Source organism: Streptomyces sp. NPDC043812 (assembly GCF_056436245.1).
In genome coordinates, this window is the sequence record NZ_JBWKCY010000015.1 from 88255 (window position 1) to 108009 (window position 19755).

Here is a 19755-nt window from a genome sequence, read left to right on the forward strand (position 1 = left end):
GTCCATTGTAGGATCCAGTACGAGGCAGGCCGGGGGCAGCGAGTGACTGGCAGCGCCGGATGAGACAACTGGGCAGACATTTATGCAGGAGGCGCACGTGACGCAGGGACCGCTCACCACGGAGGCCGGAGCGCCGGTCGCCGACAATCAGAACAGCGAGACCGCGGGAGCCGGCGGTCCGGTTCTCGTCCAGGACCAGCTGCTGCTCGAGAAGCTCGCGCACTTCAACCGTGAGCGCATCCCGGAGCGCGTCGTCCATGCCCGCGGCGCCGGCGCCTACGGCACCTTCACGCTCACCCGCGACGTCTCGCAGTGGACGCGCGCCCGGTTCCTGTCCGAGGTCGGCAAGCAGACCGAGACGTTCCTGCGCTTCTCCACCGTCGCGGGCAACCTCGGTGCGGCCGACGCGGTGCGCGACCCGCGCGGCTGGGCGCTGAAGTTCTACACCGAAGAGGGCAATTACGACCTCGTCGGCAACAACACCCCGGTGTTCTTCATCAAGGACGCCATCAAGTTCCCCGACTTCATCCACACCCAGAAGCGCGACCCGTACACGGGCAGCCAGGAGGCGGACAACGTCTGGGACTTCTGGGGTCTGTCGCCCGAGTCCACGCACCAGGTGACCTGGCTCTTCGGCGACCGTGGCATCCCCGCCTCGTACCGCCACATGAACGGCTACGGCTCGCACACGTACCAGTGGAACAACGAGGCGGGCGAGGTCTTCTGGGTCAAGTACCACTTCAAGACCGACCAGGGCATCAAGAACCTCACCCAGGACGAGGCCAACAAGCTCGCCGGTGAGGACCCCGACAGCCACCAGCGAGACCTGCGCGAGGCCATCGAGCGCGGTGACTTCCCGACCTGGACCGTGCAGGTGCAGATCATGCCGACGGCCGACGCGGCGAACTACCGCTTCAACCCGTTCGACCTCACCAAGGTGTGGCCGCACGAGGACTACCCGCCGATCGAGATCGGAAAGCTGGAGCTCAACCGCAACCCGGAGAACGTGTTCGCCGAGGTCGAGCAGTCCGTCTTCAGTCCCGCCCACTTCGTGCCGGGCATCGGTCCCTCCCCGGACAAGATGCTCCAGGGCCGTCTCTTCGCGTACGGCGACGCCCACCGCTACCGCGTCGGCATCAACGCCGACCACCTTCCGGTGAACCGCCCGCACGCCACCGAGGCGCGGACCAACAGCCGTGACGGCTTCCTCTACGACGGCCGCCACAAGGGTGCGAAGAACTACGAGCCCAACAGCTTCGGCGGCCCGTTCCAGACGGACCGGCCGCTGTGGGTGTCGGCCGCCGTCACCGGCGGCACCGGTAACCACGCGGCGTTGAACCACGCCGAGGACAGCGACTTCGTGCAGGCGGGCAACCTCTACCGTCTGATGTCCGAGGACGAGAAGGGCCGTCTGATCGACAATCTCGCCGGCTTCATCGCCAAGGTGTCGCGCGACGACATCGCAGAGCGCGCGATCAACAACTTCCGTCAGGCGGACGGCGACTTCGGCAAGCGGCTCGAGGTCGCGTTCCAGGCCCTGCGCGGCTGACACCGTTTGTCGTTGTGCGGAGGGCCGGATCCCTGTCCAGGGGGCCGGCCCTCCGTGTTTGTGTGCCCGAGCTGCGCTCGGTGCTCACGTGCGGTGCTCGGTCAGCCGACGACCGTGTCGGCGTGGCGCCGGGCGGGTGCCCAGCAGCGGATGATGTCGCGGACGGAGACGATGCCCACCGGGCCGCCGCCGTCCATCACGATCAGGTGGCGGAAGCCGCCGTGCGCCATTGCCTCGGCCGCCTCCTCCAGGGTCCAGGAGGGTGCGGCGAAAACGACGTCGGTGGTGGTGTGGGTCCCTGCGGTCTCGAGGTCGGGGTTCTGGTCGGAGCCGAGCGAGTTGAGGATGTCGCGCTCGGTGAGGATCCCGAGCCCGGAGTCGCCGTCGAGGACGACCGCCGCGCCGACGCGTCGCGCGGCCATCAGCCGGGCCGCCTGGCGGAGTGTGTGTGCGGGTCCGATGGTGAGGACCACCGTGCTCATGGCGTCACGGACGAGCATGGACGGAGCCACCTCCTTGGTGATCGGCCGCTGGAGAACCGATTCACAAGTTCACAAGTGGGGGGACTCTTAGAGTCGCAGCCCCGCACGCAGGCAGCAAGGGGGCGCACATGGCCCGTTGGGGCGGGTGCGAAAGCGGCTGGTCGCAGGGGGCGTACGCCCCCGGGGTGACCGTGGCCGGATCAGTACCGTTGGTTCAGATAGCCCAGCAGCTCGCGGTGGAGCAGCCCGTTGGAGGCCGCCGCGTTGCCGCTGTGCGGTCCGGGAGTGCCGTCGAGGCCGGTGAACGAACCGCCCGCCTCCTGGACCACGATCGCCGGAGCGGCCATGTCCCACAGGGAGAGCTCGGGCTCCGCGGCGATGTCCACCGAACCCTCGGCGACCATCATGTACGGCCAGAAGTCGCCGTAACCGCGGGTCCGCCAGCATGCCCGGGTCAGATCGAGGAAGCCGTCGAGCCGCCCCTGCTCTTCCCAGCCGCTCAGCGAGGAGTACGCGAACGACGCGTCCTGGATCCGCTCGACTTTCGACACATGCAGCCGCGTCGCCGAGGTCAGGCTGCGGCCCGTGTACGCGCCCGCGCCCTTGGCCGCCCACCAGCGCCGGCCCAGTGCCGGTGCCGACACCACACCCACCACCGGCTGGTAACCACCCTCGCCCGCCTCCATCAGCGAGACCAGCGTCGCCCACACCGGCACCCCGCGCACATAGTTCTTCGTGCCGTCGATCGGGTCGATCACCCAGCGGCGCGGACCCGTGCCCTCGATGCCGAACTCCTCGCCCAGGATGGCGTCGCGAGGGCGCGCACGCTTCAGATGCCCGCGGATCAGTTCCTCGGCCGCCTTGTCGGCCTCACTGACCGGTGTCATGTCCGGCTTCGTCTCGACCTTCAGGTCCAGTGCCTTGAACCGATCCATCGTGGTGGCGTCGGCGGCGTCCGCGAGGACATGGGCGAGGCGCAGATCATCGTGGTAGTCGGGCATGTTCGCCACTCTATCGGTGCAGGCTCGAACGCTCCCGGGCGGCAGTGACGGCCCACGGAGCCGCCTGCCGTGTCTATTGACAGTGCCGGCCGGCCCGTCAACCCTGTGCGCAAACCGCCCGGCCGGGGAGACGATGATGCCCGCAGCCCGTGAGTCACTGCTGAACGCCGCATTCGCGGCACTCGGCGAACTGCCCTGGTCCGGTGTGCGGATGGTCGACATCGCCGGTGCCGCCGGCGTCTCCCGCCAGACCCTCTACAACGAGTTCGGCAGCAAGGACGGACTCGCCCGCGCCCTCGCGCGGCGCGAGGCCGACACCTATCTGCGCGGTGTGGAGCGGCTGCTGGCCCAGCGCGTCGCAGCCGCCGACCGGCTCGTCTCCCTCGCTGAGTGGACCGTCGGCGAGGCGAGGGCGCGGCCCGTGCTGCGCGCTCTGCTCACCGGGTGCTGGGGTGAACGGCTGCCTGCACCACGGCCGGTGCGCGAGGGTGCTGTCCTGTCCGGGGTGCCGGCTCAGCGGCGGGCGGACGCCGGACTGCCCGCCCCTGCCGAACTGCTCACCGCCGTACGCGACAGGTCGCTCGCGGCCGTCGCCCATGCGCGCCGGGCGCGGGACGGGCGGACCACCGACGATCCGGCCGATCTGCCGCAGCGCTGCGAACTCGCCGTACGCCTGGCGCTGTCCTACGTCATCGCGCCGGTCGGCGAGGGCGTCGCCCAGCTGGTGCGGACGGCGGTCGGCGGCGGTGTCAGTGAGAGGAGCCCGAGAGCTGCAGGCCGATGACGCCGACGATCACCAGGGTGATCGAGATGATCTTGAGAGCGGACACCAGATCGTCGAGGAAGATCATGCCGTAGATGGCCGTGCCGGCCGCGCCGATCCCCGTCCACACGGCGTACGCCGGCCCCACGTCCAGCTTCTTCAGAGACAGCGTGAGCAGGCCGAAACTCCCCAGGGCGAACGCGGCGAAGGCGACCGTCGGCCACAGTCGGGTGAAGCCGTGCGACAGCTTGAGACAGACCGCAAAGCCTGTTTCGAGGAATCCGGCGACCACCACCAGCAGCCACGCCATTGGTCTTCGGCCTCCCGCGTCGTCGGTGACTGCTTGGTCTGACTTGGTGCGATTATGCACTTACCAAGTGTCGGGGAACGCAAACGCGGACAACTCAGTCGCCTTCGCGTCGCTCCCGCGTGGAGAGCAGCCGGCGCAGGGAGTACAGCCGCGCCTGATCCGCATGGCCCTCGGCCACCCAGTCGTCCAGCGCGCAGTCCGGCTCGTCGTGCGAGCAGGCCCGCGGGCAGCCCTCCGTACCCGGCACCAGATCCGGGAACGCGAGGATGACGCGGGACGGGTCGACGTGGTGCAGCCCGAAGGACCGCACACCCGGGGTGTCGATCACCCAGCCGCCCCGTTCGGACGCCAGCGGCAGGGCGAGTGCCGACGTCGTGGTGTGCCGGCCACGGCCGGTGACCGCGTTGACGTGCCCCGTGGAGCGCCGCATGTCCTTCGGTACCAGGGCGTTCACCAGCGTCGTCTTGCCGACGCCGGAGTGACCGACGAACGCCGTCGTCCGGCCGACCAGATACTCGCGGACCCGGTCGGCCGCCAGCCCGTCCACGAACTCCTCGCGGGTGGTGACCACATGGGGCACACCCAGCGCCCCGTACATCTCCAGCAGTTCGTCCGGCGTCGCCAGATCCGACTTGGTCAGCACCAGCAGCGGCGTCAGACCGCCGTCGTACGCCGCGACCAGACAGCGGTCGATCAGCCGGGGACGCGGCTCGGGATCGGCGAGCGCGGTGACGATCGCGAGCTGGTCCGCGTTGGCCACGACCACGCGCTCGAACGGATCGTCGTCGTCCGCCGTACGTCGCAGCACGGAGCGGCGCTCCTCGATCCGCACGATCCGCGCCAGCGTGTCCTTCGCGCCCGACAGATCACCGACGATGCCGACCCGGTCCCCGACGACCGCCGCCTTGCGGCCCAGTTCACGGGCCTTCATCGCCATGACCACACGGTCGTCGACCAGACATGTCAGCCGGCCGCGGTCCACCGTGAGGACCATGCCCTCCAGGGCATCCTCGTGCTTGGGGCGATTGGTGCTCCGGGGACGGTTGCCCTTGCGGTTCGGGCGGGACCGGATGTCGTCCTCGTCGGTGTGCTTGCCGTAGCGGCGCATGACCTCAGGCCCCGAGCATTTCGGCCCACATCTGCGGGAAGTCCGGCAACGTCTTGGCCGTGGTCGCCACGTTCTCGATCTGTACGTCCTTCACCGCGAGCCCGATGACCGAACCGGCCGTCGCCATCCGGTGGTCGTCGTAGGTGTGGAAGACACCGCCGTGCAGCGGACGCGGACGGATGTGCAGACCGTCCTCGGTCTCGGTGACATCGCCGCCGAGCTCGTTGATCTCCTTGGTGAGCGCCGCCAGCCGGTCCGTCTCGTGCAGCCGCAGATGCGCCACGCCCCGCAGGGTGGACGGCGAGTCGGCCAGCGCGGCGACCGCCGCGATGCCCGGCGTCAGCTCACCGACCTCGCCCAGGTCCACGTCGATGCCGTGGATGCGGCCGCTGCCGGTGAACACCAGTGCCGTACCGTCAGGCGTCGTCGTCAGCTCGCAGGAACCGCCCATCTCGGTGAAGATCTCGCGCAGCGCGTCACCGGGCTGGGTGGTGCGCTCGGGCCAGTCCGGGATGGTGACCCGGCCGCCCGTCACCAGCGCCGCCGCCATGAACGGCTGGGCGTTGGAGAGATCGGGCTCCACCGTCAGGTCGCGCCCCAGCAGTGCGCTGTGCGACACCCGCCACACATCGGGCTCCCCGCCCGTCTCCGGCTCGTCGACCTGCGCCCCGACCGCGCGCAGCATGTCGACGGTCATCCGGATGTGCGGCATGGAGGGCAGCCGGCCGCCGACGTGACGCACCTCGACACCCTGGTTGAAGCGGGGCGCCGACAGCAGCAGCGCGGACACGAACTGGGACGACGACGAGGCGTCGATCCGCACCGGACCGCCGTCCAGCGCGCCGCCGCCGTGGACCGTCATGGGCAGCGCCCCGCGGTCGTTGTCCTCGATGCGGGCACCGAGCGTGCGCAGCGCCCCGATCACCCCACCCAGCGGGCGCTCGTAGGACCGGGGGTCGCCGTCGAAACGGATCGGTCCGTCCGCGAGCGCGGCCACCGGAGGAAGGAACCGCATGACCGTGCCGGCGTTGCCGACATCGACGGTGGCGGGGCCGTGCAGACCGGAGGGGATCACGCGCCACGCCTCGCCCGCGCCGCCCGTGGTGCTGGACGAGACGGTCTCCTCGATACCGACGCCCATCGCCTGCAGGGCGGCGGACATCAGCAGGGTGTCGCGGGAGCGCAGCGGTCGGCGCAGCCAGCCCGGCTCGGCGGCCAGGGCTGCCAGCACCAGCGCCCGGTTGGTCACCGATTTCGAGCCGGGCACGGTGACCGTCGCTTCGACGGCTCCGGTCGCGAAGGGGGCGGGCCACAGGGCAGGGTGCACGGCGCTTTCGGTCATGGCCATCACTTTAGTGGCTCGACGCCCGGCGCCTTCGAGGTCAGAGGCCGAGCAGCCAGCGGCCGCCGCCGATGAGCGAACAGAACGCCACCAGGTGGAAGAACCCCAGCCACACCGCGGCGGGCACATGGGTGAGCCGGGCGAGCTGATCCGCGTCCGAGTCCGGCGCGCCGCCGTACCGGCGCTTGGACTGCAGCTCGAACACCGGCCGTACGCCGCCGAGGAGCATGAACCAGACCGCGGTGTACGCGAACGCCGACTGCACCTCGGGCTCCGTCAGCCACGACACCAGCAGGAACGCCGCGCCGGTGACCGTCACGGTCAGTACCCCGTACGCGTTGCGGACCATGACCAGAAGCACCAGCAGCAGCGCCGTCGCCACCCACAGCAGCAGCGTGATGTGGTGTGCGGCGAGCAGCCAGGCGCCGCCCAGGCCCAGCAGCGGGGTGGCGGTGTACCCGGCGGCGGCGGTCAGGATCATCCCGAGGCCGGTCGGTTTGCCGCGGCTCACGGTGAGCCCGCTGGTGTCCGAGTGGAGCCGGATGCTCTGCAGCGAGCGGCCGGTCAGCAGGGCGACCAGGCCGTGGCCGCCCTCGTGCGCGATGGTCACGGCGTTCCGGGAGACTCGCCACAGGGCGTTCGGTATGACGGCCGCGAGCGCCACCAGGCCGGTGACGACGACCAGCCAGACCTCGGGGGCGGCCTGCGTGCCGAACACGCGGTCCCACAGGTCGGCGAGCGGGGCACTGCCCAGGACCGTGACGGACGGCGCGGTGACCGGTTCGGTGGTGACCATTTCTCGGGCGGCTCCCTCGGGCGGCGTATGGAAGTGGCAGTCTGGCACTTATGTGCGGACGGTATGCAGCCAGTCGTAGGCCCGAGGATCTCGCGGGGATGTTCCAGGTCGAGAAGTGGGAGCCGGAGGAGGCCCTGGCACCCGACTGGAACGTGGCCCCGACCAAGGAGGTCTACGCGATCCTCGAACGCCCTGTTAAGGACGCCGATGACCGGCGCCCGGTTCGCCAGCTGAGGGCGCTGAAGTGGGGGCTCGTGCCGTCCTGGTCCAAGACGCCCGAGGGCGGCGCGCGGATGATCAACGCGCGTGCCGAGACGGTGCACGAGAAGCCGTCCTTCCGCCGCCCCTTCGTCTCGCGCCGCTGCATCCTGCCCGCCGACGGCTATTACGAGTGGGTGACCGCCGCGGGGGAGCGGGAGCTGGAGGTCGAGGGAAAGAAGAAGCGTGCCCGCAAGCAGCCGTACTTCGTGACCCCCGCGGACGGGTCGGTGTTCGCCATGGCGGGGCTGTACGAGTTCTGGCGCGACCGGACGCTGCCCGACGGCCACCCCCAGGCCTGGTGGGTGACCTGCTCGGTGATCACGACGGAGGCGGAGACGGGACCGCTCGGGGTCGCCCCTGCGGAGGGGCCGCAGTCGCTTTCGGACATCCACCCGCGGATGCCGCTGATGCTGACGCCCGACCGGTGGGACGCCTGGCTTGACCCGTCCCGCACCGACCTCGACGAACTGCAGACGATGCTGCAGCCGCCGCCGGAGGGTCTGATGCGGGCGTACGCGGTGACGACGGCGGTCAGCAATGTGCGCAACAACGGGCCGGAGCTGCTGGAGGAGCTGGCGGGGCCCGAGGAGGCGCTGCTGTTCTGACCGCTCCCCACACGCCGGGCGGGCCTGCGCGGCATTCGGTGCCGCCGCGCGAGAATGACCGGGTGGAGCGGAAAGAGATCGTCGCAGTCGAGGGCGGGGACGCCCGTATCACCTGGGTGCCCGGGAAGAGGCCGGGGCTCGTCCTGGCGCTCGGGCACGGCGCCGGCGGGGGGATCGAGGCCCGGGATCTGAGGGCGATCGCCGACACGCTGCCCGCGCACGGCGTCACCGTCGCGCTGGTCGAGCAGCCCTGGCGCGTCGCCGGGAAGAAGGTCGCCCCCGCGCCCCGCACGCTCGACACCGGCTGGCGCGGCCTCTGGCCCGCCCTTGCCAGGACCGGGCTGCCGGTCGTCGCCGGCGGCCGCAGCGCGGGCGCACGTGTCGCCTGCCGTACGGCCGTCGAACTCGGCGCCGTCGGGGTGCTCGCCCTGAGCTTCCCGCTGCACCCGCCCGGCCGCCCGGAGAAGTCCCGCGCGGACGAACTTCTCGGCGCGGGGGTCCCCACGCTGGTCGTCCAGGGCGGCAACGACCCGTTCGGGAAGCCCGGTGAGTTTCCCGACGGCGCCTACGAACTCGTGGAAGTCCCGTACGGGGATCACGGCTTCGCGGTGCCCAAGAGGGCAGGGATCGAGGCGGCCGAGACCCTGCGAACCATCACGGACGCTGTGACGCAGTGGACGGCCGGGCTCCGGGAATGAGACACCGCACAGCGCTGTTGTGCCGGGTGTCAGTACAGAGCATGGAGTAGGGAGTCCGCCGCATGGGTACGACCTTCTGCCCGACAGCCGAGCGCACCAGTGGGTTGGACTGGACGGTGCTGTCGCAGGGCAAGAGCGGGCCGGTTCCTGCAGCGGGCGGTGAGGATCGGCACGCCCCGTCGCAGCATGGTCGACTATTCTCCGATTCGAGCGGGTCCGCATTCGGCTCCGCCACAGCGTTGGAGGAGGTGGGTCCGGTCACTGGGACCGACGCAGGGACCGACGACGGCCGGGCGGAGCAGTCCGAGGAGACGGCCGCTGAGCGCAATGCCCGTTTCGAGCGGGACGCCCTCGACTACCTCGACCAGATGTACTCGGCCGCACTGCGCATGACGCGTAATCCGGCCGACGCCGAGGATCTCGTTCAGGAGACGTACGCCAAGGCGTACGGATCGTTCCACCAGTTCCGCGAGGGCACCAACCTCAAGGCATGGCTGTACCGCATTCTCACCAACACGTTCATCAACTCCTACCGCAAGAAGCAGCGCGAACCCCAGCGCAGCGCCGCGGAGGAGATCGAGGACTGGCAGCTCGCGCGCGCCGAGTCGCACATGTCGACGGGGCTGCGCTCCGCGGAGTCCCAGGCACTCGACCACCTGCCGGACTCGGACGTGAAGGAAGCGCTGCAGGCCATCCCCGAGGAGTTCCGGATCGCGGTCTATCTTGCCGACGTAGAGGGCTTTGCGTACAAGGAGATCGCGGACATCATGGGTACACCCATCGGGACGGTGATGTCCCGCCTGCACCGGGGTCGCCGCCAACTGCGCGGCATGCTCGAGGACTACGCCCGCGACCGCGGGCTCGTCCCGGCCGGTGCGGGGGAGTCGAACGAAGCGAAAGGTTCGGGCTCATGAGCTGCGGAGAGCCGCACGAGACGGACTGCTCAGAGGTCCTGGACCACCTCTACGAGTTCCTCGACCACGAGATGCCCGACAGTGACTGCACCAAGTTCGAGGTGCACTTCGAGGAGTGCTCCCCGTGCCTGGAGAAGTACGGCCTGGAGCAGGCCGTGAAGAAGCTGGTCAAACGGTGCTGCGGGCATGACGACGTGCCCAGCGACCTGCGGGCCAAGGTGATGGGGCGGATCGACCTCATCCGCTCGGGCCAGGCCGTCCCCGACAAGGACGTGGCGACCGCACAGGAGTGACCGGGCCGGTCGCGGACCGGTGGACATCACGAGAGGCACGCCGCACGACGCGGCGTGCCTCTCGTGATGTTCACCCATACGTGCGAACGGTTCGCGTACCGCCGCTCCTCGCCCCGCATCTCGCTAGCGTTGCGCGGGAATTGAGGAGGGGGCTGGGCAGTGACGGCCATACCGAAGGCGGCGCGTGCCGTCATCGCGAGCGCCGTCCTGTGCGCCGCGGCCTGCGCGGCTCCGGCCGTGACGGACCCCACGGCGCCCTGGACCGCGGTGCTGCTGCTCGCCGTGCTGTACGCGGCGTGCGAGCTGCCCGCCCGCTGCCGCCATCTCGGCCGGTCGGTGCCCGTCGGCGCCGGTTCCTTCTTCCCTGTACTGCTCGCCGCGGCGTTTCTGCTGCCGCCGCCCGCAGCCGCGCTCGTCGCCGTCCCCGGCGCGCTGCTGGGCAAGGCGGACCGGCCGGCTGCCGGGGCACGGCGCGTCTGGCGCGCCGCGCAGCTGGCACTCGCGACGTTCGCGGCGGCCTGGACGTATCTCCTCCTCGGCGGTGAACGTGTCCTGACCGCCCCGGACTTCCCCTATGTACTCGTCCCGGCAGTCGCCGCCGCGCTCGCGTTCTGCCTGGTGGTCACCGTCCTCGACCGAGGCATCCGCGCGACGGCGCTGGGGGTGGCGCCCACTCCCGGCGGGCGTCGGCCGGAGGCGCTGCCGCTCAAGGCGCTGCGCGCGGTGCTGCCCGCGTCGCCCGTGCCGCACTGCGTGCACGGACTCGCCGGACTGATGATGGCTGTCCTGTGGCGCAGTCCCTACGGGCCGGTGTCCGCGCTGTTCGTGCTGCTGCCCATGTACATCTCCTGCTGGATCTTCGCCCAGTACCACCGTGAGCACGCCGCGCACCAGGCGACGATCCGGGCGCTCGTCCAGGCCGTCGACATCAAGGACCGCTACACCCGCGGCCACAGCGAACGCGTCGGACGCGCCTCCGTGCTCATCGCGCGCGAGCTGAGCATGGCGGCAGGGCGGCTGGAACTGCTCCGGTTCGCCGGGATCCTGCACGACGTCGGCAAGCTCGGTGTGCCGACGCGGGTGCTGCGCAAGGACGGCCCGCTGACACCGGAGGAGCGCCGGGTGATCGAGCTGCACCCCGAGTACGGGCACGAGATGGTGCGCGGCATCGGATTCCTGGGGGAGGCCAGGGCGGCGATCCTGCACCACCACGAGCGGCTGGACGGCAGCGGCTACCCGTACGGGCTCGTCGGCAACCAGATCCCGGAGTTCGCGCGGGTGGTCGCGGTCGCCGACGCCTTCGACGCCATGACCTCGACGCGGTCCTACCGGCGGGCGCGCCCGGTCGCTGCGGCGCTGACGGAACTGGAGCGCTGTGCGGGCACACAGTTCGACCCGCGCATGGTGGCCGCGCTCGTGAGCGCGCTGGAGCGGGAGGGCTGGGAGACGGCCGTGACCTCGGACGAGACCGTCGGTGGTGCTCCGGCGGTTCCGCCGCGCCGCGGTGCCGTGCGGCGGCAGCGCCAGGTGCGGGCCGGATGAAAGCGGCGCGGCCGCTCGGCGCCGCGGACGGCTGCCGCCCGGTGCGGAGGCGCGGCATCGGTGGCGTCCGACGTGGGCGGCGCGGCCCCGGGGCCGTCGTCATCGCCGTGTATACGGCCGCCGTCGGTATCACGGCGGCCGCCCTCGGCTGGGTCGCCTGGCACGGCCCCGCACAGCCCGGCCACGCTCTGGCCTTCGGCCTTTTCATCGCCGTCGGCGAGCTGGCACGGTGGGGCGCCGTGCCGCGCGGGGGCGCACCTTCCCTGCTCGAGGAGTCAGGGGGGAGGGAGCCCGCGCCGCTCGGTGCCGCGGGAGCCCTCGCCTACGCCCTGCTCGGCGAGTGCGCCGGGCACCCCACCGGTCACGGCGTGCTCCAGGTCGTGGCCGTCGTCGTCGCGGGCGCGCTCGTCGGCTCGGTGCCGCATGTCGCACGCGGGCACGGACCGGCCCTCGACCATGTGGTCCGGCGGGTGCTGACCGTGGGCTTCGCCGCAGCCTGCTTCCAACCGCTGTACAACTCCGGTGAGTTGGGCCGCCGCATCGGGCACGGTCCCTCCTACGCCCTCTTCCTGGTGCTGCTGCTGGTACTCACCGCCCTGTGCGACGCGGTGCTCGCCGCCGCGCTGCGGCGCGCCCGTACCGGCTACCCCTTCGCGCCGCTGCTGCGCGACGAGCTGCGCGCCCTGCCCGGCATAGGGTCCGCCGTCTGCGCGACCGGTGCCGTGATGGCGCTCGCGGTGGCTGTCGCCGGGCTGTGGGCGCTGCCGGTGTTCTGCGTACCGCTGCTGCTGACACAGCTGTCGTTCAACAGGTACGCGGCGGTCCGGACGACCTACCGGCAGACGATCGCCTCCCTCGCCCGCGCCACCGAGATCGCCGGCTGCACCCCGCCCGGCCACGCCCGCAGGGTGGCCGCGCTGAGCACGGCCGTGGGCCGTGAGATGCGGCTCTCCGGCTCCGATCTGGCAGTGCTGGAACATGCGGCTCTGATGCACGACATCGGCCAGCTGTCCCTGGTCGACCCGGTCCCCGACGGCGCCACCGCCCTGCTGCCGGTCGAGGAGCAGCGCCGTATCGCCCTGCTCGGCGGGGCCGTCGTCCGCCAGACCGGGGTGCCCGCGGAGGTCGCCGCGGTGGTGGAGCAGCAGGCCGACCCCTACCGGGAACAATCGATCCCCGCGCGGATCGTCCGTGCCGTGAACGCATACGAGGACCTGACGGGGGGAAGCGAAGGCAGTGCGGGAGAGGCGCTCACCGCACTGGAACAACTGAGGCTCGGCACCGGTCATGACTACGAGCCGGCGGTCGTCGAATCGCTCGCCAGAGTCCTCGGCCGAGGCGGTCTGGCCCCGGTGCCACCGGGGTAACCCATGGGTAATGAGCGCGCCTGTGACCGGGCATGGTTGGATGCGAAAGAAGGCACAGAAGCTGGCACACAGGCATGCGTCCGGGGCAGTGACCCGAGCGACCGGCAGGCGGGAATCGTGAGGATCTTCGGGAAGGTACGGCATCGGCCCTCCGCCTCGTGGCGGCAGGCCACCGACCGCGCGTTCACGCTGATCGGCGACGGCCGGTACGAGGACGCGGGGGCGCTGCTGACCAGGGCGGCGGATCTCGAGCCCTGGCTCTCGGAGTCCTGGTTCAATCTGGCCCTGCTGCACAAGTTCCGGCACGACTGGGAGCAGGCGCGGGCCGCCGGTCTGCGGGCGGTCGCCCTGCTGGACAAGGAGACCGGCGCTCCCGACTGGTGGAACGTCGGCATCGCCGCCACCGCCCTGCAGGACTGGCCGCTGGCCCGCCGGGCCTGGCAGGCGTACGGGCTCAAGGTCCCCGGGAGCCCCTCCCGGGCCGGAGGGGCCGCGTCGAACGGCGAGCCGGTCGGGATGGACCTCGGCAGCGCGGCCGTGCGGCTGTCGCCCGAGGGCGAGGCCGAGGTGGTGTGGGGCCGCAGGCTCGACCCGGCCCGCATAGAAGTGCTGTCCGTTCCGCTGCCGTCCTCGGGGCGGCGCTGGGGCGAGGTCGTACTGCACGACGGTGTGCCGCACGGGGAGCGGACCACCAGCGCCGGGCCCTCCTACCCCGTCTTCGACGAGATCGAACTGTGGGCGCCGTCGCCCGTCCCCACCTGGGTGGTGCTGCTCGAGGCGGCGACCGAATCCGATCGGGACGCGCTGGAGCGCCTTGCCGCGGACGCCGGTTTCGCCGCCGAGGACTGGTCGTCCTCGGTGCGGCTGCTGTGCCGGGCCTGTTCCGAGGGGCGGATGCCGAGCGCCGAGGGCGAGGGCGAACATCTCGACCCGCACGACCACAGCGAGCCGGGCCATCCGGGCCCGCTGGGCCACCGCACCGCCGGTGATCTCTGGTCGCCGGAGCGTGAATGCGGGATAGCAGCGCCCGCCGGTCTCGTGCGGGGACTGCTGGACGGCTGGGTCGCCGACAGCCCGGACTCCCGTGAGTGGCGGGACCTCGAGGAAGTCTGCTGACGTCTGCCCGTGGACGCTGTGCCGTCAGGTTGTCGGGACGAGACCTCCGCGCACGGCCCCGTCGTAGAGCCGTTGGTGCCACTCGTTGGCCTCGGGTGCCGACTGGGCGGTCAGAACCGGGTTCGGGCCGGTCTCGATGAGGTGCAGGAGCGTCCAGGCGACGCCGTAGCAGTCGTCCGGGCCGAAGCAGGAGACCAGTGCCCTGGCCTCCTTGGCCGTGACCGGCTTGGATATCGCACCCAGCTGCTGAACGCGTCTGTCGATCTCCTCTTCGTCGGCGTCCCGGTCGGGAAGCGGGCCATCGGCGACGAACGTCTGCACTTCCGGTCTCATGTCCGGGTCATCGACGACTGCCTCCGCCTGGGACAAGCCGTCTTCGGCAGGTCACGCCGCGGCTGCCCAGGTTGCGCAGGGTGCAGGCGATGCCGGTGAAGGCCGGGAAGTGTCCCCGAGCTCATCGATCCTGGGGACCGCCGCCGACAACGGATTAGTCTGTACGGACACAGCGTGACCGGGCATCGGGTCAGGCTTCGGGTACTGAGAAGGGCGTACGGCTGACATGGCGTCGCAGCAGGAGACGGACCAGCAGGTCAACGATGGTTTCGTCGTCGACACGGAGAACTGCGAGGAGCGGGAGCAGGCGTATCGCGAGCGTGGCACCTCCCGTCCGATCACGGTCGTGGGCAACCCGGTGCTCCACAAGGAGTGCAAGGACGTCACCGAGTTCGACGACAAGCTCGCCGCGCTGATCGACGACATGTTCGCCAGCCAGAAGACGGCGGAGGGTGTCGGCCTCGCCGCGAACCAGATCGGTGTGGACCTGAAGGTCTTCGTCTACGACTGCCCGGACGACGACGGCGTGCGGCACACCGGTGTGGTCTGCAACCCGGTCCTGGAGGAGCTGGCGCCGGAGCAGCGCCACCTCGACGACTCCAACGAGGGCTGCCTCTCCGTGCCGACCGCCTACGCCTCGCTGGCCCGCCCCGACTACGCGGTGGTGAGCGGACAGGACGCCCAGGGCAACCCGATCAAGGTGCGGGGCACGGGGTACTTCGCCCGCTGCCTGCAGCACGAGACGGACCACCTGTACGGGTACCTGTACATCGACCGGCTCTCGAAGCGTGACCGCAAGGACGCGTTGAAGCAGATGGCCGAGGGCACCCCGCGCTACGAGGTCGTCCCCAACGACTGATCCCGTCCGACGGTACGGGGCCCCGCTCGCGCCGAGCGGGGCCCTTTCTCGTCACCCGGGCGTCATTGGGCCGACAAATGACGGCAGTCCAGGGGCGGTTGACGCGCGTCGACCGGCCCGTCAGTCTCTGCGGAGAACCGCTCTCACACCCTCTCACCGCAGGGAGACCCGATGCTGAGACGTACGGTACGACTGCTGCTTTCCCTTGTCATGCTCATGGTTGCAGGGCTGACGGGGGTCGTGGCAACGGCCGGTTCCGCCCAGGCCGACGACTGCTACACCTGGTCGCGCACCCTGTCCCAGGGCGCGTCCGGCGCCGATGTCACCCAGCTCCAGATCCGGGTCGCCGGCTACCCGGGCTCCGGAGGTGTCCTCGCCGTCGACGGTTCCTACGGCCCCGCCACCGTCGCCGCCGTCAAACGCTTCCAGTCGGCCTACGGACTCGCCTCCGACGGCGTCGCGGGACCGGCCACCTTCAGCAAGATCTACGCACTCCAGGACAGCGACTGCACACCCGTCCACTTCAGCTACGCCGAACTCAACGACTGCAACTCCACCTGGGCGGGCGGCGCGGTGAGCGCGGCGACCGCCAAGTCCAACGCCCTGCGCACCATGTGGAAGCTGGAGGCGCTGCGGCACGCACTCGGCGACCAGCCCGTCACCGTGACCAGCGGCTTCCGCTCGCACGCCTGCAACGACGCGGTCGGCGGGGCGACGAGCAGCCGCCATCTGTACGGAGACGCCGCCGACCTCGGCGCCGGCCCGCACTCGCTGTGCAAGCTCGCCCAACAGGCCCGCAACCACGGCTTCAACGGAATCCTCGGCCCCGGCTACCCGGGCCACAGCGACCACACCCACGTCGACCACCGCGCCAGCCGCTTCTGGTCGGCGTCCAGCTGCGGCATCTGAATGCCGGAGCGGCCCGCATCTCCCCCCGTGAGAGATGCGGGCCGCACCGGTGCCACGCGCCGGATCAGAAGTCGTCGTCGAAGGCGACCGAGCCCTCCACCGCCACCTGGTAGGCGGACGGGCGGCGCTCGAAGAAGTTCGTCAGCTCCTGAACGCCCTGCAGCTCCATGAAGGAGAACGGGTTCTCCGAGCCGTAGACCGGGGCGAAGCCGAGGCGGGCCAGGCGCTGGTCGGCGACGCACTGCAGGTACTCGCGCATCGACTCGGTGTTCATGCCCGGCAGCCCGTCGCCGCACAGGTCGCGGCCGAACTGGAGCTCCGCCTCGACGGCCTCCTTCAGCATGTCGGTGACCTGCTGACGGAGTTCGTCGTCGAAGAGGTCGGGCTCCTCCTTGCGGACGGTGTCGACGACCTCGAAGGCGAAGTTCATGTGCATCGTCTCGTCCCGGAACACCCAGTTGGTGCCCGTGGCGAGACCGTGCAGCAGACCGCGCGAACGGAACCAGTAGACGTAGGCGAACGCGCCGTAGAAGAACAGGCCCTCGATGCAGGCGGCGAAGCAGATCAGGTTCAGCAGGAAGCGGCGGCGGTCCGCCTGCGTCTCCAGCCGCTCGATCTTCTCGACCGAGTCCATCCACCTGAAGCAGAACTGGGCCTTCTCGCGGATGGAGGGGATCTCCTCGACCGCGTCGAACGCGGCCGCGCGGTCCTCCGGGTCGGGGAGGTAGGTGTCGAGCAGCGTCAGATAGAACTGGACGTGCACGGCCTCCTCGAAGAGCTGACGGCTCAAGTAGAGCCGCGCCTCGGGGGAGTTGATGTGCTTGTAGAGCGTCAGCACCAGGTTGTTGGAGACGATCGAGTCGCCCGTCGCGAAGAACGCGACCAGCCGGCCGATCATGTGCTGCTCGCCGGGCGTGAGCTTGGCGAGGTCGGCGACGTCGGAGTGGAGGTCGACCTCCTCGACGGTCCAGGTGTTCTTGATCGCGTCGCGGTAGCGCTCGTAGAAGTCCGGGTAGCGCATCGGACGCAGGGTCAGCTCGAAGCCCGGGTCCAGCAGGTTCTTCTCGGTGTTCGGGGTGGTCATTACTGGCAGGCCTCGCAGGACTCGGGGTTTTCGAGAGAGCAGGCGATCGCGTCGGCGTCGGGCGGGGTTGCCTGCTGCACGGGGATGGTCGCCTGCGACTGGGCGGCGCGGGCGATCCGGGTCGCCGGGCGGGAGCGCAGGTAGTATGTCGTCTTCAGGCCCTGCTTCCAGGCGTACGCGTACATCGAGCTGAGCTTCCCGATGGTCGGCGTCTCCAGGAACAGGTTCAGCGACTGCGACTGGTCCAGGAACGGCGTGCGGGCGGCGGCCATGTCGATCAGGCCGCGCTGCGGGATCTCCCAGGCCGTGCGGTACAGCGCGCGGACGTCGGCCGGGATCCAGTTGAAGCCCTGCACCGAGCCGCTGGACTCGCGCAGCGCCTCACGAGTCTGCGCGTCCCATACGCCCAGCTGCTTCAGCTCCTCCACCAGATAGGCGTTGACCTGGAGGAACTCGCCGCTGAGCGTCTCGCGCTTGAACAGGTTGGACACCTGCGGCTCGATGCACTCGTACACGCCCGCGATCGAGGCGATGGTGGCGGTCGGTGCGATCGCGAGCAGGAGGGAGTTGCGCATCCCGCTCTTCGCCACCCGCGCGCGCAGGGTGTCCCAGCGCTCCGGCCAGTTGAGCTCGACGTTGTAGTGGTCGGGGTGCAGCACGCCACGGGCCGCGCGCGTCTTCGACCAGGCGGGCAGGGGACCGTTGCGTTCGGCGAGGTCGCAGGACGCCTCGTAGGCCGCCAGCATGATCCGCTCGGCGATCCGCGTCGACAGGGCCTTCGCCTCCGCCGAGTCGAACGGCAGTCGCAGCTTGAAGAAGACGTCCTGGAGGCCCATGGCGCCCAGACCCACCGGGCGCCACCGGGAGTTGGAGAGACCCGCCTGCTCGGTCGGGTAGAAGTTGATGTCGACGACCCGGTCGAGGAAGGTGACGGCGGTGCGGACGGCGGCGTCCAAGCGCTCCCAGTCGATGCCGTCGCCGCTGACGAAGGCACCCAGGTTGACCGAACCGAGGTTGCACACGGCCGTCTCGCCGTCGTTCGTGACCTCCAGGATCTCGGTGCACAGGTTCGAGGAGTGCACGACCGAGCCCGGCTCGGCGGTCTGGTTGGCGGTGCGGTTGGAGGCGTCCTTGAAGGTCATCCAGCCGTTGCCGGTCTGGGCCAGAGTCCGCATCATCCGGCCGTACAGGTCACGTGCCGGGATGGTCTTGCGTGCGAGCCCCTGGGCCTCGGCCTTGCGATAGGCCGCGTCGAACTCATCGCCCCACAGGTCGACCAGCTCGGGCACATCCGCGGGCGAGAAGAGCGACCAGTCGCCGTCGGTCTCGACACGGCGCATGAACTCGTCGGGGATCCAGTGCGCGAGGTTCAGGTTGTGCGTACGCCGGGCGTCCTCACCGGTGTTGTCGCGCAGCTCCAGGAACTCCTCGATGTCCGCGTGCCAGGTCTCCAGATAGATCGCGGCGGCGCCCTTGCGCCGACCGCCCTGGTTCACCGCGGCGACCGATGCGTCCAGGGTCTTCAGGAACGGGACGATGCCGTTGGAGTGCCCGTTGGTGCCCCGGATCAGCGAACCGCGGGCGCGGATACGGGAGTACGAGAGCCCGATGCCCCCCGCGTGCTTGGACAGGCGCGCGACCTGGTGGTACCGGTCGTAGATCGAGTCGAGCTCGTCGAGCGGCGAGTCCAGCAGATAGCAGGACGACATCTGCGGGTGGCGGGTGCCGGAGTTGAAGAGGGTGGGGGAGGACGGGAGGTAGTCGAGGCGGCTCATCAGCCCGTACAGCGCGGCGACCTCGTCCAGGGCGCGCACCGAATCGTCCTCGGCGAGGCCGGCGGCGACGCGCAGCATGAAGTGCTGCGGCGTCTCGATCACCTGGCGGGTGATCGGGTGGCGCAGCAGATAGCGGCTGTAGAGGGTGCGCAGCCCGAAGTAGCCGAACCGGTCGTCCGCGGCGGGGTCGATCAGCGCGTCGAGCCGGTCCGCGTGCAGCGCCACGAACGCCGCCGTACGGTCGGCGATCAGACCCTCGCGGTGCCCGACCGCGACGGACGCGGAGAACGACACAGCGCCCTCGCCCGCCGCCTCGTCGGCGATCGTGCGGGTCAGCAGCCGGGCGGCGAGCCGGGAGTAGGCCGGGTCCTCGGAGATCAGGCCCGCGGCGGCGTCGGTGGCGAGAGAGCGCAGTTCCGCGTCGTCCGACCCGGCGTGCCGGCCGCGCAGAGCGGCGGCGGCGACCCTGCCGGGGTCGGTGTCGGGCAGATCGGCCGTGAGGTCCGTCAGGGCCCGCAGCAGGACTGTGCCGGGTCCGTCCTGTTCGGTCGCTGAAGCCGGATCGGCTGGCGCGATGGTCACGTGGTGCTCTCCCTCGCTCGGCTTGGGCCGGCGGGGGGAGTGGCGCCAGGCAGGCGTGGGTCCGCT

At 70.6% G+C, this 19755-nt stretch carries 20 protein-coding genes; 11 read left to right on the forward strand and 9 right to left on the reverse strand.

The features are described 5' to 3' along the window. Positions 1-82 precede the first annotated feature (82 nt). The gene (locus AC067Z_RS22425; RefSeq protein ID WP_478791343.1) at positions 83-1549 is read left to right on the forward strand and encodes a catalase; all 1467 of its coding nucleotides are present in this window, start codon (positions 83-85) and stop codon (positions 1547-1549) included. A 101-nt stretch (positions 1550-1650) separates the two neighbouring features. On the opposite strand, the gene AC067Z_RS22430 is transcribed toward AC067Z_RS22425, so the two are convergent. Together AC067Z_RS22430 and hisN are read right to left on the reverse strand one after the other, a co-directional pair. After that, positions 1651-2049, reverse strand: a complete 399-nt coding sequence (locus AC067Z_RS22430; protein WP_478791344.1) for a CBS domain-containing protein — start codon at positions 2047-2049, stop codon at positions 1651-1653. A 182-nt stretch (positions 2050-2231) separates the two neighbouring features. After that, positions 2232-3032, reverse strand: coding sequence for a histidinol-phosphatase (gene hisN / locus AC067Z_RS22435; RefSeq protein WP_478791345.1), 801 nt, complete (start codon positions 3030-3032; stop codon positions 2232-2234). A gap of 136 nt (positions 3033-3168) precedes the next feature. Between hisN and AC067Z_RS22440 the strand changes: the two genes are divergently transcribed. After that, entirely contained in the window at positions 3169-3816 is a 648-nt protein-coding gene (locus tag AC067Z_RS22440; protein ID WP_478791346.1) for a TetR/AcrR family transcriptional regulator, read from the forward strand. Here the strand turns inward: AC067Z_RS22440 and AC067Z_RS22445 are convergent. The 4 genes from AC067Z_RS22445 to AC067Z_RS22460 all read right to left on the reverse strand — a co-directional run bounded on the left by AC067Z_RS22445 (position 3782) and on the right by AC067Z_RS22460 (position 7351). After that, positions 3782-4105 carry a DMT family transporter gene (locus AC067Z_RS22445; protein WP_478791347.1) on the reverse strand — a complete coding sequence of 108 codons (324 nt, stop codon included), beginning with the start codon at positions 4103-4105 and terminating at the stop codon, positions 3782-3784. The two genes, AC067Z_RS22440 and AC067Z_RS22445, sit on opposite strands and share 35 nt — an antisense overlap. A 94-nt stretch (positions 4106-4199) precedes the next feature. After that, the gene (gene rsgA, locus AC067Z_RS22450) at positions 4200-5213 is read right to left on the reverse strand and encodes a ribosome small subunit-dependent GTPase A (RefSeq protein ID WP_478791348.1); all 1014 of its coding nucleotides are present in this window, start codon (positions 5211-5213) and stop codon (positions 4200-4202) included. A gap of 4 nt (positions 5214-5217) precedes the next feature. Further along, the gene (gene aroA, locus AC067Z_RS22455; protein ID WP_478791349.1) at positions 5218-6555 is read right to left on the reverse strand and encodes a 3-phosphoshikimate 1-carboxyvinyltransferase; all 1338 of its coding nucleotides are present in this window, start codon (positions 6553-6555) and stop codon (positions 5218-5220) included. Positions 6556-6595: 40 nt separating this feature from the next. Next, positions 6596-7351, reverse strand: coding sequence for a M50 family metallopeptidase (locus tag AC067Z_RS22460; RefSeq protein ID WP_478791350.1), 756 nt, complete (start codon positions 7349-7351; stop codon positions 6596-6598). Positions 7352-7401: 50 nt separating this feature from the next. Here AC067Z_RS22460 and AC067Z_RS22465 point away from each other — a divergent pair, with 50 nt between their 5' ends. From AC067Z_RS22465 to AC067Z_RS22495, 7 genes are all read left to right on the forward strand, one after another. After that, complete coding sequence (locus AC067Z_RS22465; RefSeq protein WP_478791351.1) at positions 7402-8217, forward strand: SOS response-associated peptidase; 816 nt, start codon at positions 7402-7404, stop codon at positions 8215-8217. Between the two features lie 62 nt (positions 8218-8279). Continuing rightward, on the forward strand, positions 8280-8915 hold the full coding sequence (locus AC067Z_RS22470; protein WP_478791352.1) for an alpha/beta hydrolase family protein: 636 nt from the start codon (positions 8280-8282) through the stop codon (positions 8913-8915). A 248-nt stretch (positions 8916-9163) separates the two neighbouring features. Further along, a complete protein-coding gene (locus tag AC067Z_RS22475) occupies positions 9164-9829 on the forward strand; it encodes a sigma-70 family RNA polymerase sigma factor (protein ID WP_478791353.1) in 666 nt (221 codons plus the stop codon). Beyond that, positions 9826-10122, forward strand: coding sequence for a mycothiol system anti-sigma-R factor (rsrA, locus tag AC067Z_RS22480; protein WP_478791354.1), 297 nt, complete (start codon positions 9826-9828; stop codon positions 10120-10122). Before AC067Z_RS22475 ends, rsrA begins: the two co-directional genes overlap by 4 nt. 159 nt (positions 10123-10281) lie before the next feature. Then, the gene (locus AC067Z_RS22485; RefSeq protein ID WP_478791355.1) at positions 10282-11664 is read left to right on the forward strand and encodes an HD-GYP domain-containing protein; all 1383 of its coding nucleotides are present in this window, start codon (positions 10282-10284) and stop codon (positions 11662-11664) included. Beyond that, on the forward strand, positions 11661-13031 hold the full coding sequence (locus tag AC067Z_RS22490; RefSeq protein ID WP_478791356.1) for an HD-GYP domain-containing protein: 1371 nt from the start codon (positions 11661-11663) through the stop codon (positions 13029-13031). Before AC067Z_RS22485 ends, AC067Z_RS22490 begins: the two co-directional genes overlap by 4 nt. A gap of 117 nt (positions 13032-13148) precedes the next feature. Next, positions 13149-14147, forward strand: coding sequence for a tetratricopeptide repeat protein (locus AC067Z_RS22495; protein ID WP_478791357.1), 999 nt, complete (start codon positions 13149-13151; stop codon positions 14145-14147). A gap of 24 nt (positions 14148-14171) precedes the next feature. On the opposite strand, the gene AC067Z_RS22500 is transcribed toward AC067Z_RS22495, so the two are convergent. Next, complete coding sequence (locus AC067Z_RS22500; protein ID WP_478791358.1) at positions 14172-14480, reverse strand: hypothetical protein; 309 nt, start codon at positions 14478-14480, stop codon at positions 14172-14174. A 226-nt stretch (positions 14481-14706) separates the two neighbouring features. On the opposite strand from AC067Z_RS22500, the gene def reads away from it, so the two are divergent. Both def and AC067Z_RS22510 read left to right on the forward strand, forming a co-directional pair. Further along, the gene (def, locus tag AC067Z_RS22505; RefSeq protein ID WP_478791359.1) at positions 14707-15339 is read left to right on the forward strand and encodes a peptide deformylase; all 633 of its coding nucleotides are present in this window, start codon (positions 14707-14709) and stop codon (positions 15337-15339) included. 171 nt (positions 15340-15510) lie between these two features. Further along, positions 15511-16248, forward strand: a complete 738-nt coding sequence (locus tag AC067Z_RS22510) for a D-Ala-D-Ala carboxypeptidase family metallohydrolase (RefSeq protein ID WP_478791360.1) — start codon at positions 15511-15513, stop codon at positions 16246-16248. Between the two features lie 64 nt (positions 16249-16312). On the opposite strand, the gene AC067Z_RS22515 is transcribed toward AC067Z_RS22510, so the two are convergent. Together AC067Z_RS22515 and AC067Z_RS22520 are read right to left on the reverse strand one after the other, a co-directional pair. After that, positions 16313-17332, reverse strand: a complete 1020-nt coding sequence (locus AC067Z_RS22515) for a ribonucleotide-diphosphate reductase subunit beta (protein ID WP_478791361.1) — start codon at positions 17330-17332, stop codon at positions 16313-16315. Beyond that, on the reverse strand, positions 17332-19689 hold the full coding sequence (locus tag AC067Z_RS22520; protein ID WP_478791362.1) for a ribonucleoside-diphosphate reductase subunit alpha: 2358 nt from the start codon (positions 19687-19689) through the stop codon (positions 17332-17334). Before AC067Z_RS22520 ends, AC067Z_RS22515 begins: the two co-directional genes overlap by 1 nt. Positions 19690-19755: the final 66 nt, after the last annotated feature.